The sequence below is a fragment of the Sorangium sp. So ce385 genome, from assembly GCF_051474135.1.
Taxonomy (GTDB): domain Bacteria; phylum Myxococcota_A; class Polyangia; order Polyangiales; family Polyangiaceae; genus Sorangium; species Sorangium cellulosum_D.
The window spans coordinates 5,204,669-5,218,833 of the sequence record NZ_CP150337.1 but is presented as its reverse complement, the minus strand read 5'-3'; the positions used below and the strand labels follow the sequence as shown (position 1 = coordinate 5,218,833).

General features: G+C 73.5%; 10 protein-coding genes, 1 tRNA gene and 1 pseudogene. 6 read left to right on the top strand and 6 right to left on the bottom strand.

Annotation, left to right across the window (positions count from 1 at the left end; all coding sequences use genetic code 11):
* Positions 1-299 precede the first annotated feature (299 nt).
* Both WME83_RS19105 and WME83_RS19100 read right to left on the bottom strand, forming a co-directional pair.
* On the bottom strand, positions 300-1,169 hold the full coding sequence (locus tag WME83_RS19105) for a hypothetical protein (RefSeq protein ID WP_437320712.1): 870 nt from the start codon (positions 1,167-1,169) through the stop codon (positions 300-302).
* 456 nt (positions 1,170-1,625) lie between these two features.
* On the bottom strand, positions 1,626-4,169 hold the full coding sequence (locus WME83_RS19100; RefSeq protein ID WP_437320711.1) for a HEAT repeat domain-containing protein: 2,544 nt from the start codon (positions 4,167-4,169) through the stop codon (positions 1,626-1,628).
* Between the two features lie 913 nt (positions 4,170-5,082).
* Between WME83_RS19100 and WME83_RS19095 the strand changes: the two genes are divergently transcribed.
* From WME83_RS19095 to WME83_RS19085, 3 genes and pseudogenes are all read left to right on the top strand, one after another.
* Entirely contained in the window at positions 5,083-5,724 is a 642-nt protein-coding gene (locus tag WME83_RS19095; RefSeq protein ID WP_437320710.1) for a helix-turn-helix domain-containing protein, read from the top strand.
* 278 nt (positions 5,725-6,002) lie between these two features.
* Positions 6,003-7,169 (top strand): annotated as a pseudogene (locus WME83_RS19090) (IS3 family transposase).
* Between the two features lie 50 nt (positions 7,170-7,219).
* Entirely contained in the window at positions 7,220-7,534 is a 315-nt protein-coding gene (locus WME83_RS19085; RefSeq protein ID WP_437320709.1) for a tyrosine-type recombinase/integrase, read from the top strand.
* Between the two features lie 32 nt (positions 7,535-7,566).
* Here WME83_RS19085 and WME83_RS19080 read toward each other — a convergent pair.
* Positions 7,567-7,639, bottom strand: a tRNA-Lys gene (locus WME83_RS19080).
* Positions 7,640-7,978: 339 nt separating this feature from the next.
* Here WME83_RS19080 and WME83_RS19075 point away from each other — a divergent pair.
* Both WME83_RS19075 and WME83_RS19070 read left to right on the top strand, forming a co-directional pair.
* A complete protein-coding gene (locus WME83_RS19075) occupies positions 7,979-8,737 on the top strand; it encodes a S1 RNA-binding domain-containing protein (RefSeq protein ID WP_437320708.1) in 759 nt (252 codons plus the stop codon).
* 575 nt (positions 8,738-9,312) lie between these two features.
* Positions 9,313-10,947 carry a L,D-transpeptidase gene (locus WME83_RS19070; protein WP_437320707.1) on the top strand — a complete coding sequence of 545 codons (1,635 nt, stop codon included), beginning with the start codon at positions 9,313-9,315 and terminating at the stop codon, positions 10,945-10,947.
* A 97-nt stretch (positions 10,948-11,044) separates the two neighbouring features.
* Here the strand turns inward: WME83_RS19070 and WME83_RS19065 are convergent, their stop codons facing one another.
* Positions 11,045-11,488 (bottom strand): acyltransferase, encoded by a 444-nt coding sequence (locus tag WME83_RS19065; protein ID WP_437320706.1) that lies wholly within the window; start codon positions 11,486-11,488, stop codon positions 11,045-11,047.
* A 506-nt stretch (positions 11,489-11,994) separates the two neighbouring features.
* Between WME83_RS19065 and WME83_RS19060 the strand changes: the two genes are divergently transcribed.
* On the top strand, positions 11,995-12,810 hold the full coding sequence (locus WME83_RS19060) for a hypothetical protein (protein WP_437320705.1): 816 nt from the start codon (positions 11,995-11,997) through the stop codon (positions 12,808-12,810).
* A 314-nt stretch (positions 12,811-13,124) separates the two neighbouring features.
* On the opposite strand, the gene WME83_RS19055 is transcribed toward WME83_RS19060, so the two are convergent.
* Together WME83_RS19055 and WME83_RS19050 are read right to left on the bottom strand one after the other, a co-directional pair.
* Positions 13,125-13,517 carry a response regulator gene (locus tag WME83_RS19055; RefSeq protein ID WP_437320704.1) on the bottom strand — a complete coding sequence of 131 codons (393 nt, stop codon included), beginning with the start codon at positions 13,515-13,517 and terminating at the stop codon, positions 13,125-13,127.
* Positions 13,518-13,724: 207 nt separating this feature from the next.
* Positions 13,725-14,159, bottom strand: a complete 435-nt coding sequence (locus tag WME83_RS19050) for a DUF309 domain-containing protein (protein ID WP_437320703.1) — start codon at positions 14,157-14,159, stop codon at positions 13,725-13,727.
* Positions 14,160-14,165 lie beyond the last annotated feature (6 nt).

Below are 14,165 nucleotides of genomic sequence, written 5' to 3'. Positions count from 1 at the left end.
GTCGCCGAGCGGACCGATGCGCACGAGCAGGTCGAGCTCCTCGGATGCCGACGCCGGAACGCCGACGAGAAGCGCTGGCCAGGATCGCGCGCTCGGACGGTGGCCTCTCCACCGCGGAGATGGGTGCCACCCATCTTTTCTTGGAGCCACGTCCACCCGGAGACGGGTGCCACCCATCTTTTCTTGGAGGCACGTCCACCGCGGAGATGGGTGCCACCCATCTTTTCTTGGAGGCACGTCCACCGGGAGACGGGTGCCACCCATCTCCCGCGTGGACGCGCCACCTCACCCGGATGGGTTCACGGCATCCCGCCCGCGTCCGGCAGGGGCGCCGGGACGGCTTCGGGCTTCTTGGCGGGGGCTTTCCGGCGGGATCTCCCGAGGTCGTCGACCATCTCGACGTAGGGCGCCAGCAGGAACGCGGCGAGCGCCTCGCTCCCCGGGATCTCCGGGTCGGCGTGGCTCTCGATCTTCTGGATCAGGCTCCGCAGCGCATCCCGGGCGGCGCTCCACTGCGGCCTGCCGTCGGTCGGCCCGCCCTCCTTGGCGAGGACCACGGTCGTGAAGCCGTAGGCCTCGCCGAAGCGCGCGTGGGCGGCGACGAGCTGCCGGTAGTGCCGGGTCCCGCCGAACCCCTCGATCACCGCCTGTGCGCGCTCCTCCTCCAGCGTCTTCATCCGCTGGACCATCGCGGCCCACTGGATCCGGGGCCGGCGCGTGATGAAGCGAAGCCCCTCGGGTGCCGGGAAGAGCTGCGCATACAGCCAGCGCGCCTCGAACGGCGACGGCGCCTCCCGATCCTCCGAGAGCCCGGCCGCTCCCGCGTTCCACTGCTCGAACGCGCGCCATCGGTCGTCGCTGTCGATGTTCGCCGCGCTCCGCTCGGCCTCGCTCGGCGCCGCATGGCGCTGGTCGGCCTGCGCGCTCGCTCGCTGGCCGCGGAACCCCTGAAGCTCCGTCGCGGCCGCGTCGAAGCGCTTCCACGGCCTGTCGATGTGCGGCGGCAGCGCCGCGAGGGGCTCGAGCCCCCTGGGCAGCGGCGCGTCGGCCTCCTTGCGCTTACCGCCCTTGGGCCGAAGCACCGCCGCGATCCGCGCGCTCGTCTGATCTCGGAGACCGATCACGTCGTCCGCGACGAGATCCGGGGGCAGGACGATGGTCGAAAACATCGGTGATTCACTCACGGGGTAAACCTCCTGTGCTATCTGATGGAATCCGGCCTGTCGCCGTAGCGACACGCCGTCGTTTCGTTGCGGCGTGGCGGCACGGCAACCGACGTGCCGGCGCGAGGTGCGTCCCTATCTCGGCGCAGCCTCTGAAGACGACGACGGGGTGAGCGCAGCGCCCTGTCACGATCCGCAACGGATTGCGCAGTTGCGCAACGCTGCCGTCGGCGGCTCACGACGGCCCCGGCGATCGCGATCAGGGACCACCGAGGGGGGCAATCGCGCGGCGGCCTCCGAGAGCCGCGGCAGCTCGTCGCTCGTGGCGTGCGCCGGGCCCTCGGCGAACGCGTCGCGACCGAGCTCGCGCTGAGCCCCACCTCGCACGGAGCATCCCTCTCCCTGGGCCAGGCAGCTCGGCTCGACCCCCACGACCACGACCCCGCCCGGGGCGACTCGGCACTAGCGCGAGCGCCCAATCCGCACGCCGAAATACGTGGGTCCCCACTCAGCCGCGCCGGGGTCGAGCTCCGGCGGCGCCAGATCCGAGAACGCGACGTCCGCACACACGAGCCAGATCGACGGCGACCTCTCGGCCGTGAGTTGGCGCGCCACCGCAGAGGTCTCGATCAGGTTGTGCATCGGGATCACGCCGGCCGCGACCGGGGCCTCCTCCTGATCGAACGGCAGCCGCACCAGGTACACGTCCTTATCCCCCCACGGCACCTCCGAGCGCGCCACCTCCGCGCTGGCCGCGATGATCCCGCCGCGCTCGTCGCTCGCAAGCCGCGCGCAGAGCCACGCGAGCACAACGTCCTTTCGTGCATCGCCATCCAGACATAGCTCCAATCGCGATCGCGCTGGAATCGGAGCGTCGTGAAGCCTGCCCCCCGTCGCGAGCCCCATCTCCTCCACGAGCCCGACGAGCGCGACACCCCGATCCGTGGGCGCGCGGCGGCGCAGCGCGGCAGCAGCGGCGGCGCGCACGCGCGCGTCGCTGTCGCGCAGCCGTGCCCGGGCGAGGTCGACGGCGCTCGCGTCATCCCCAAGGAGCTCCAGCACCGCGGCGCGGAGCGCGGGGCTGGGATCGTCCATCCGCGCGATGACCGCGCCGCGGTGCTGCCCCTGGGCCCAGAGGAGCCTCGCGGCCGGGATCCTCAGCGCATCGAGCTCCTGCACATCGTCCAGCATCCCGAGGAGGGGCTCCGCTGGAGCGTCGGCGGGCGCCAGCGACTCCAGCGCGACCCGGGTCACCTCGGCGGCGTAGTCGCCTCGCTCCACGATGGCGCGCAGCCGGCTCGCGTGCTCCGGCCGGCCCGCGATCGCCCGCGCCGCGGCGAGCTGCGCCGGATCGCCGTCCATGTCCGATGGCTCGTCCAGCATCGCCGCGATCCGCTCCACGGAGCCCGCGTCCCGCGCGAGCGCCGTGATCGCCGCGGCGCGAACCGCGGCGGAGGGCTCGTCGAGGAGCTCCCGGACGCGCGGCGCCGCCGCCTCGTCCCCGGCCAGCGCCTCCGCCGCCGCGGCGCGCACGGCGCCGTCGCCGTCCCCGAGCCGTCGCAGGAGCGCTTCCCGCGCTTCTGCCGCCCCGGCAACGGCCCTCGTCGCGACCGCACGCCACCACGGGTCTGGATCGTCGAGCCGCCCCACGATGGCCTCATCCCCGGCGTCGCCGAGCGCGCTGGCCGCATCGGCACGGACGAGCACATCGGGGTCGTCGAGCAGCGCGCGCACCCCCGCGACCGAGGAGGGATCCCGGGCCAGGTCACGCAGCCTGCGCCGCCGCTCCACGCGCTGGGCCGGACGGAGGCGCGCACGCAGCAGCGGGAGCGACCCCGGATCGTCGCGCAGCGCCTGCATCGCCGCGGGTCCGACCGGGGATGGCGCGTCGATGTGCCGCCGGAGCAGCGGAATCGCCGGCGGGTATCGACCGAGGACCTCGATGGCCGCCCGGCGGACGTGGGGATCTGGATCTTCCAGGCAAGGCATGACGCTGTCGAACAGCGCATCCTGGTGCGCGAGGCTGCTCACGGCGCGCGCCCGCACGAACGGCTCGGCGTCCTCGACCAGGGCCCGACGCGCCGCGACGGACGCCGCGTCGTCCCGCAGAGCCGACGCGGCGACCCCGCGGAGCGTCGGGCTTGGATCGGACAGCAGCGCTCGGACCATCTCCTCCTCGCCGGCGCGCATGGTCTCCACGATCGCCACGCGCACGGACGCGTGCTCGCTCGCATCCGCGAGCCGCCCTGCCCTCACCTGCCGCGCCACCGCATCGAAGCCGAGCACCGACACCGCTGCCGCCCGGACGAGCGGCGAGGGATCCCCGGCCTCCAGGTCAAGCAGCGCGCTCGCCGACTCCGGATCGCGACGCAGCGCCCGCGCGGCCGAAGCGCGAACCAGGGCCGCCTCGTGCGCGAGCAGGGCGCGCACATAGGAGCGTTGCTCCGGACGTGCCCAGAGGTCCTCGAGCACGAAATCTCGGACATCACTCGCCAGCCCGGCGAGTCGGCCCTTCACCTGCTCGATAACCGCCGGCTCTCTGACCAGCGCACGCACCAGCGCGCCCTCGAGCCGAGGCGCTTCCGGATCCACCCCGGGGCTCGGCAGCGACGCCTCGAACGCCCGGACTAAGGCGGGCGTGTACCTGGGATCGCCGGCGAGCAACGTCGCTGCCGCCGCGCGCACGCCGCACGACGGATCGCTCGCCAGGAGGTGCGCCGCGATCGGTCGGGCCAGAGGATCAGCGCGCAAGCCGGCGACCGAGGCGGCGCGCACCTGGCGTTGCGCCGCGGTCACACCCTGGCGCAACACCGGCAGGCAGCTCGGCGCGAGCGCCACGGCGAGGAGGGCCGCCTCGCGGATCACGACAGGCTCCCCGGCGAGCGCGAGCTCCCGCAGCCGCTCCTGAGACGCCCAGTCGTCCCTGAGCGCGTGGATGGCCGCCACGCCGACCCCCGCGTCGGACCAGCCCGAGGTCTCCCAGACGGCGATCATCGCATCGGACATGGCGCTCCTCCGTGCAGCCGGTCAGCGAAAGCCAAGGTGGACGACCGGCCCCTGGTGCTGGCTCGCCCAGCCCCGGTCCGGCTGGCTGCAGCTCTGGCCGTTCACGGGCGGCACCCGATGGCTCTGTACCCCCAGGTTGGCCAGCATCTGGCTACCGTTGAGGATGCCCGACGGGGTCGTTGATGTAGTGAATCCAGCCGCCCTCCGCGTGCTCGCCCGATGCCCGCACGAGCGTGTCCAGCTGCGGCGACGGACCCGCCTCGTGGACGCTCTCTGCCGCCGTCCGCGGCCATCGTACCTGAACACCGTCTCGGACGCGGGGGATTCCGCACGTAGCAGGCGGCCTGCCGGGTCGTCCTCGAACCGATCTACCGTGCCGTCTGCGTAGACCCGCTCGACGAGCCGCCCGACGGGGTCACGATTGAGCTCGGTGATCTCGCCGGAGCCACGCTCGCTCTGAACGATGCGGCCCGGCGATCGGCCGTGAGGCCGCAAGCATGGCCATGTGCTGTGATATCGATGAACACGTCACCGAGAGGCGGCGCGATCTCCCCCGTCGCCGACCAGCACACCACCTTGCGCGTAGGGCCTGGGCGAGCAGCTTTGAGCGGCGCCGACAGGGAGGCTCAGCAGCGCCGTGGGGGCCGCACCGCCCGCCGGAGTCGGGCTCCGCGCGCGCCCAGGGCTCGGCGGGATTGCCTGCCGTGCGTCGCCGTCGCGCGTCCTTCCGCGGATCTCATTCCACGCCTACGCGACCGCGCCCGTCCCCACGCGGGCGCTGGGCGCGCGTGCGAGGATCGCCTTCGGGAGCCAGATCCTCGGATACGTAGCCAACGCCACCGGCGACCCACACCCGCCAGCTTGCGTGCAGGCTCTCGACGGTCGAAGCGTGCGTGCTAGTACGGCGCCGGCCATGAACGCATCGAAGGCGATCGAGGAGCGGGTGGACCGCTTTGTGAAGGAAATCCTGCGCCTGGTCCGACGGGTCCAGGAAGAGCACCGCGCCACGGCGCGCCGCGCTGTAACGGCGATGCTGACCGATCCGGGACGGCCAGCGGCGAACGCCTCCTCGGCGCGCCGTCCGAAGCGCCGGAAGGCGCCCGCGCCCACCCAGAAGAGCGTGGCTGGGCCTGTGAGGAGCAGGAAGCACGGCACGCGCTCGGGAGCGCCGAGCGCCTCGACGACGGCGGCACCGGCCACGAAGAGGATCGTGGCACCAGCATCCGGCGCGGACCGTATCACGGCTGGCACGATGGCTGCGACCGGAGCCTCCACGAGCGAACGGGAGGCTGTGGTGCTCGAAACCGTTCGATCCCTCGTGCGCGGGACGGCAACGGAGATCGCCACACGCAGCGGGCTGCCGAACGGGAGCGTCTACGTCGCGCTTCGAGCGCTCATGGCTCGCGGCCGCGTGGCGAGAGCCGAGACAGCAAGGGGCTTCGAGTACAGCCTCGTTTCGCCAGGCGAGATCCGTCCCTTCAAGCGCGTGAGGGCTGCGAGGCCCGCAAGCCCTGCCGAGATGGAACGGACCGCCGACGCCGCGCTCGCGGACTAGAAGATCCCGCTGCGGAGAGCTCTGGCGCCGGTGACCCTCGAGGGCCGTCACGCCCGTCTTCCGGATGAGCTCGAGACGCGTGTGCGTGCTTCACCAGCGCACGTGGAGCGTCGCGCTCTCCGCGCAGGTTCCGCGCCCCAATCGGGACAAGACCCTGAAAAAGTAGGTCCCCGGCGTGATGCTCCCCGAGATCCGACGCGTGCTCGCGGGAGCGGTCCTGAACGGCACTGGTCCTCCCCCGCTTCCGTCGACACCCCCGACGGCACCAGGAGGCAGGGATGGGACGGAGAAAGAGGAGGGCGTTCACGCCCGAGTTCAAGGCGGAGGCGGTACGGCTGGCGAAGGCGAGCGACCGGAGCATCGGCCAGGTGGCGAAGGACCTCGACCTGACCGAGACGGCGCTGCGCGACTGGAGCAAGCGCGCGGACACCGACGCGGGCCACGGCCCGCCGGGGGCGCTGACGACGCCGGAGCGTGAGGAACTGCAGCGGCTGCGCCGCGACGTGAAGCGGCTGGAGATGGAGCGCGAGATCCTAAAAAAGCGGCGGCCTTCTTCGCGAAGGAAAACGAGTGAGGTTCGAGTTCATCGACGCGGAGAAGGCGCACTACCCGGTGCTGGTGCTGTGCGCGGTGCTGCAGGTCTCGCGCAGCGGCTACTACGGGTGGGCCAAGCGCTCGGAGTCCGCGCGGGCCAAGTCCGACGCTCAACTGAGCGCGCAGATCAGGGCCCTGCACCACAAGAGCCGTGGCCGCTACGGCAGTCCGCGCATCCACGTGGAGCTGCGTGCTCGCGGCATGCGTGTCGGCAAGAAACGGGTCGAGCGGCTGATGCGCGCTCAGAGGCTCTCGGCTCGGAGGAAGCGGCGCTTCCGCCGCACCACCGACTCGCGGCACAACGGCCCGATCGCCCCGAATGTGATCGAGCGGCAATTCGATGCTCGAGCGCCCAACCAGGTCTGGGTGACGGACGTGACGTACATTCCCACCGGCGAGGGCTGGCTGTACTTGGCCGTGATCCTGGACCTGTTCTCGCGCCGCGTGGTCGGCTGGGCCGCGAGCGCGTTCAACGATCGCGCCCTGGCGCTCACCGCGCTCGCGTTCGCCTTGGAACGCGGCGGCCGGCGCCTGGGCTGGTGCACCACTCGGATCGCGGCAGCCCCTACGCCAGCGACGACTACCGGCTCGTGCTCGGTGCCCACGGGCTCATCCCGAGCATGAGCCGCGCTGGCGACTGCTGGGACAACGCCGTGGCCGAGAGCTTCTTCGCGACGCTGAAGGCGGAGCTGGTCGAGCACGAGCGCTACCCGACGCGAGCGGCCGCTACCGCCTCGGTCAGAGACTACATCGACAACTTCTACAACCTGAAACGCCGGCACTCACGGCTCGCCTACATGAGCCCGATCGAGTTCGAATCGAAGACCTACGTGGCCGCGCGCGCGGCATAGGGAGACTGTCCACGGAACCGCGGGAGGACCACCCGCTCATCCGCAGCGAGATGGTCACGCTCCCGTCCGGCACCGGCCGCCGGAAGCAGAAGAAGGTCGACATCTTCGACCGCCACCTCGCCGCCGCCGGCATCGCCCGCCCGGTCCGCTGGCACGACCTCCGCCACAGCTGCGCCAGCTCGCTCGTCGATGGCTGGTGGGGCCGTCGCTGGACGCTCGAGGAGGTCCGCGAGCACCTCGGCCACACGTCGATCGCCTCGACGCACCGCTACGCGCACCTGAGCGAGACGGCCATCAAGGGCGCCGTCCGCCAGACGCCCGGGTGGGCACCGCGGCTGCCCACCTCCCCCCTCGATTCCGCGTGAGCATTCAGCTCTAACCCCTCGGAATCATTCAGTGGGTCGACAGGGACTCGAACCCTGGACCTACGGATTAAAAGTCCGCAGCTCTACCGACTGAGCTATCGACCCGATTCAGCGGCCGGCGAACCTAGCAGAAGCCCCTGGCAGATTCCACCTTCTCTTTCCGGCCGCCTCCGTGCCCCTCCCTCGGCCCGTCGCCCCGTCCAGCTCGCCGCCGACCCCCCTTCCCGCCGCCACGCCACGCCGCGCCCCCTTGCGCCCGGCCGTCTCCTGCCGCGCCCTGCGCCCGCCGGCCCTCTCCCCACCCTATTTCCCCCGTCCGCCCCACCTCCCCCTCCCCCCGGGTCTCCGTCCCGTCCCTCGCTACCCCTCCCTCGCCCCCCTCCCCTCGCTTCCCCCTCACCGCCGCCTTCCTCACGCCCTCGCCTCGCGCTATGAGGTCGCGCCATGTCGCCGTCACGCCCTTCCGCCGCCTCCAAGGAATCGTTCGCTTCGCTCTTCGAGCAGTCGGAGGGAGCTGGCAAGCAGCGTCGCCGCCAGTACCACACGGGTGAGACCGTCGAGGTGACCGTCGTCGCGATCGCGCGCGAGGCGGTCTTCGCGGATCTCGGCGGCAAGCAGGAGGGAATGTTCGAGCGGGCGGCCCTCATCGATGGCGAGGGCAAGCTCCGCGTGGCGGTCGGCTCGCGCGTCTCGGCGGTGGTCTCCGGCGTCGATTCGGGCACCGGCCAGGTGCGCCTCACGCCGGTCGTCGTGCGCGCGAGCGACGACGGCGCCTCGTCGCTCTCCGTCGCCGCGCCTGCCGCCGGCGGCGCGCCGCTGCTCGTCGAGGGAGCGCGGGTCAAGGGCAAGGTGACGGGCATCGAGCGGTACGGCATCTTCGTGCAGATCGCCGGCACCTCGGGCCGCTCGGGCCGTGGGCTCGTCCCGACGGCCGAGACGGCGACGCCGCGCGCGGCCGACCTGAAGAAGCACTTCACCGTGGGGCAGGAGGTCGAGGCGAAGATCCTCAGCGTGGACGAGTCCGGCAAGATCCGCCTGTCGATCTCCGCGCTCCGCGCCGACGAGGAGCGCGGCCAGTTCGAGTCGTACGCCAAGGCCGAGCGCTCCGGCGACGCCGGCGACAAGGGCGCCAAGGGCGCCAAGCCTGCCCCGCGCAACTTCGGCACGCTGGGCGACCTGCTCGCGAAGAAGGTCAAGCGCTAGCGCGCCGTCGCCCCGCCTTCCCGCGCCGTCGCCCCGCCTTCCCGCGCCGTCGCCCCGCCTTCCCGCGCCGTCGCCCCGCCTTCCCGCGCCGTCCCGCTCGCCCTCCCCACCCGCCCCCGGCAGGACATTGCATCTCCCCCTCGGTTGAGCGTACACCTCGCCCGCTCAGCCCCTTGCAGCCCCTGCTTCCGCTTCTCCTCGCCCCCTGGTCCCGCGCCCGCGCCCGCGCTCGCGCCCGCGGCCCAGCTCGCCCTGCCTTCGCCTCCGCGCCGCCGATGCTTCCCCTCGCTCGTGCTCGTGCCTCCGTCCTCGCCTTGCTGGCCGCGGCCTGCTCTCCGGCCCAGGATCCCCCCGGCAGGGCGACCGACGATCACCGCGCCGGCTCCGCTGAAACCACGGCCCCGCTCGCTCTCCCTGCCGCCTCCGCCGCCGCTCCGGGCCCCGCCGCGGCCGACCCGGCGGCGCCCTCGGCGGCCGCTCTCTCGCCCTCGCTTCGCCCGCTCTCCCCAGCGCTCGCGGGCCAGGCCTCCTCTCCCGGTTCCCCGGCTTCCCCTGGCTCCCCCGCGCCCGGCGCCGTGTCGCCTGCGTCCCTCACGTCCGCGGTCGCCGCTTCCCCCGCCGCGAAGGAGGCCACCCTCCCGGGGCAGGGCGCGAAGATCGCCAGCATCGCGATGCGCACCTGGATCTACGTCGCCCCCGACGAGCGCTCGACGAAGCTCGGCTACCTGCGCGCCGGCGCGGTCGTCGATCGGGCCGAGCTCCCCGCGGGCACCGACGGCTGCGCCGGCGGCTGGTACCGGATCGCGCCGCGCGGCTACGTCTGCGTCGGCAAGGGCGCCTCGCTCGCGCTCGAGCACCAGGTGGTCGCCGCCGCCGTGCGCGGCCCGCGCCGCGGCGCCCCCGTGCCGTACCACTACGTCATGTCGGGCTCGCCCCCGCCGCACCTCTACTTCCGGCTCCCGACCCTCGAGGACCAGCGCCGCGTCGAGGGCTCCACGCTCGGCGTCCACCTCGCCCGCACCGCCGGTGCGCCCTCGACGTTGCCGCTCGACCCCGTGCCCGACTTCCTGCTCGCCGGCCGGGATCTCCCCAAGCCCTACGGCGCCGAGGAGAAGCTCCACTACTCCGTGCACACGGGCCGCGCCAAGGAGAGCTCGGCGTTCGGCCTGATCACCACCTTCGAGTGGACCAACCGCCGCTTCGGCCTCACGACCGAGCTCGACCTCATCCCGCTCGATCGCACGCGCCCGGCGCGCCTCAGCGCGCTGCGCGGCGTGATCATCAAGGACCTCGACGCCGACGTCGCCGACGCTCCCGCGAGCGCCTCGGACGCCGCGCCTCCGCCCGGCGCGCCGCCCCCCGCCGCGCCTCCCGCGGCCGTCAGCGCGCCCGCGGCCGGCGGCGCCTCCCCGACCGCCAGCGCCTCTTCCTCCCCGTCCGCCCCCCAGACCGACGCCGCGAGCTTCTCCATCGCCGAGCCCCCGGCCGACGAGCTCCCTCCCGCGCCGCCCGGCACCGACCCGCGCATCGATCCCAGCCTGAAGGGCGCCCCGGCGTTCGTCCGCGTCCACGGCGCGACCCGGCAGCGCGCGTCCGCCTCGGGGCGCGCGCTCGTCGACGCGGGCGCTGCGCCGTTCCGCTCGGGTTGGGTGCTCACCGGCCGCACGCGCGGCGGCGCCAAGGGGCTCGTCGAGACCACCGAGGGCTCATGGCTCGCCAGCGGCCACCTCGTCATCGCCGAGCTGCGCAAGGACCCGCAAGGGTTCGCGCGCGACGGCAAGAAGTGGATCGACGTCTCGATCCGCCGCCAGATGCTCGTCGCCTACGAGGGCACGCGACCCGTGTTCGCGGCGCTCATCTCCAGCGGCCGCAGCGGCATGGCCGACCCCGAGGAGACCGACGCCACCGTCCGCGGCTCGTTCTACATCCACGCGAAGCACGTCTCGACGACCATGGACGGCGACGACGAGGCGGCCGAGGCGTTCGATCTGCGCGACGTGCCGTACACCCAGTACTTCCACGAGGGGTACGCGCTGCACGGCGCCTACTGGCACGACGAGTTCGGCAAGGCGCGCAGCCACGGCTGCATCAACCTGGCGCCCGCCGACGCGGCCTGGCTCTTCGAGTGGACCGAGCCCGCCGTCCCGCCCGAGTGGCACGGAGCCGTCAACATCGAGGGCGGCGGCACGCTGGTCTACGTGCACGGCTGAGCTGGCTTCGCGCGGCCCATCGCGCCGGATGCCTCCGGCGAAGGGCCGCGCGCCGCCAGCTCGCCCGGCGCACGCGCTGGCTCTCCCGTCCCGTCGACTATTGGCAGCTCGCCGGCATCTGCGCGCCGAGCAGGAGGCCGCGCAGCGTCGAGAGCGCCTGCCGGCCCTGCGGCGAGTTCGCCAGGCCGTCGCAGGCCGACGCCGCCGCGAGGTAGCCGCCCTGCTGCTCGGGCGGCGCCGACTTCGCGTTCTGGCGCAGCGCCGCGCAGCACTTCCGGATCCCGCTGGGATCGCCCGTGCCGACCGCCTTCTTTCCGGCGTCCGCGTCCGCCGTGTCGGCGTCCGCCGCGTCCGCACCGGCGTCCTCTTCGGGCACGATCTGCGTGGTGGGCGTCGGCGTCGGGGCCGGCGTCACCGCGGCCGGCGCCGAGGGCACCGGCGGCGGCTCCTCCTCCTCCTTCTTGCACCCGTTGCTGACCAGAGCCACCGCGAGGGGGAACGTCAGCGCCCCCAGAACCGTGAAGAGCCGTGTAGGTTTCATCTCACCTCAAGTATCCGATTCGCGTTTGCGTGGGAACTTCTGTTCGACGAGGAACGCCCCGATCGCAACCAACTTCCCCGAGCGCACGCGGTCATGATACCCGCCGACTGCACGCCCTCGGCGATCCGAGCGGTCGAAGTATGGGCGTCGCAAGCCCGGTCGCAAGATCGCGAACGCCGGCGACGGCCGCGCCTCAGGTGCGCCCCGACCTCGTCTGCAGGCGCCTCCGCCGCCGTGACGCACGCGACACACGCGACATACGCGACGCACGCGACGCGCGTGTCACGACGCGCGACGGCGCGCGTGTCGCGGCGCACGACGGCGCGCGCGCAGGGCGGAACCGAGCGCAGCGACGCGCGACGGCGGCCGCGCGAGGTGATCCCGCGCGCGCCCCTGGCCCAAGCGCGCGCTCGTGCGCATGTCCAAATCACGAAAGGACACGCCGACCGGCCGCCTGAGCGTCACGACTCCAGCGTTCGACCGATACGGCTGAAGCAGAAGCAACCATGAAGAGCACGCAGCACGAGGAGCGGAGGAACGAACACCCATCCGTTGTCAACAGCCCCGCGGACGACACCTCGGTCACGTTCTCGATCGACGCGCCGGCGGCCGGTGAGGACGCCGCCGCCGCGACCTCGCCCGCGGCGCGGGCGGCGGACGACGACCGCGACGTGCCCTCGGGGCAGATCGATCTCACGGTGCTGAGCGCCGGCGCGGCAGGCGCTCCGCCCAGGGTCCTCGACGTCTTGCCGATCTTCCCGTTCGGCGAGCCGCCAGCGTCCATGCGCGGCCCCGCGTCCATGCGCGGCCCCGCGTCCATGCGCGGCCCCGCGTCCGCCCGCACGCCAGCGGCTCCGTCGCCGGACGCGCCGAGGCGCGCGTGGCGCGCTCGCTCGGCCGCCGCCCTGCTCGCGGCCGCCGCCGCGGTCGCGGCCCTCACCGCGGGCATCTCGACCCCGGACGCCGCGCCGGGCCCTGCCGCGACGGCTGGGCTCGCGGCCGCGGCGCGCGCGATCGAGGCGCGGCTCCCGCGCGTCGAGCCGACCGCCGTCGAGGCGACCGCCGCCGCGACGGACGCCGCTGCAGAGCGCGCGCCCGCCTCGACCGACGAGCCCGGCACCGGCGTCGCCGCGCAGCGCGCGCCCGAGGCCGCCGTCGCCTCGCAGCGCGCGCCCGAGGGCCGCGCGCGGTCCACCGGGGCAGCCGCTCCGCCGCGCGGCAACGCCGGCCCCGCGGCGCCCAGCACGACCGATCGCCGCGCCCCCGCCGACCCTTGCGGCGGCGACCTCATGTGCGCCATGCGCCGCGCGACCGGCGGCTGATCCGCCGCAGCGGAAGCGATCCGCGGGCCGCCGCTGAACGACGCCGATCGTTCGCTCGGCGGCGGCCCCTCCTCCACCGCCGCCCAAAGGCCCGAGGGTGCGATGCTCGCCGCGAGCAGCGCCGCAGCGGATCGAACCGCCGATGCGCCAAGGACGCCAGCTCGTCGAGATTTCTTGGCGTCCTCGGCGGTTCCCAGAGTGCCGCACCACCGACGGCCCCACCACCGCCGCCGAGCACCGCCGTCGAGCGCACCTCCGTCGCCGGTCGCCTCAGGCCGGGATCCCGCCCGGCCCGGTCCGACCGGCTGCGCCGCTCAGGCCGAGGCCGGGCTCGGGCCGCACGCCGAGCCGGCGTGCACCGCGATCGAGTCGAGCAGGCGGTTCAGGTCGAACGGCTTCGCGACCGACGCGCACGCGCCGACCTCGCGGGCCCAGGTGCCGGCGTCCACCGCCGCCGTCATCACCAGGATCGGCGCGCGCGGACCCGGGCACGACGCGTACGCCCGCGCGAACCCCCAGCCGTCCATCACCGGCATGCGCATGTCGAGCAGGATGAGGTTCGGCCTGTTGCGCTCGAGCAGCGCCAGCGCGGCCTCGCCGTCGCTCGCCGAGAGGACGTCGTACCCCTCCTCCATCAGCGTGATCTCGAGCATTTCCCGGATCTCCTGGTCGTCGTCCACGATCAGGATCTGCTTGCGCCGTTTCACGCGGCTCCTTTCGGTCTGCAGCTTGGATCCAGGCTCGGCGCTCGCCGGCCTCTCCGCCCCGGTTCGACAGGTTCCGTCTGCCACGAGTTTCCCCCCGCACGGGCGCTCCCCGTGCGATCTCCACCCAGGCAAACGATGTCACGCCGGCGTCCCACGTCGCACGTGACAAGCGCAATCTCGATCGCAGCGCCCGTTCGGGGCAGAAGCTCACGGCCGCGGACGCGCGCCGGCCAGCGAGGACGCCGCGCTCTCCGCCGCGATCTCCATCCTGGGCACGAGCGACGCGTCGAGGTCCGTCCTCCCCTCGCGCGCGAGCCGCTCGATCGCGCTCGCCGCGCGGACGACGTCGCCGGACAGGAGCCCCACCGCGAGCCCGCCCATGCCCTCCGGCACGCCCGCGAGCCGCGCGTGCGCCTTGTCGAGCAGGCGCACCGCCCCCGACGGGCTCCGCATCCGCGTGAGCTTGTGCAGGGCGGCGGCGACGAGGATGAGCCCCTGGAGGAACGCCTTCCGCACCGGGTCCGGCTCAGCGCGCCACCCGTCCTCCCACAGCTCGTGCGCCTCGTAGAACAGCCCGGCGCGGTAGGCGAAGAGCCCGCGCTGCACGATCGCTTCGAGCTCGGCGTCGGACGGGTTGTTCATGGCTGG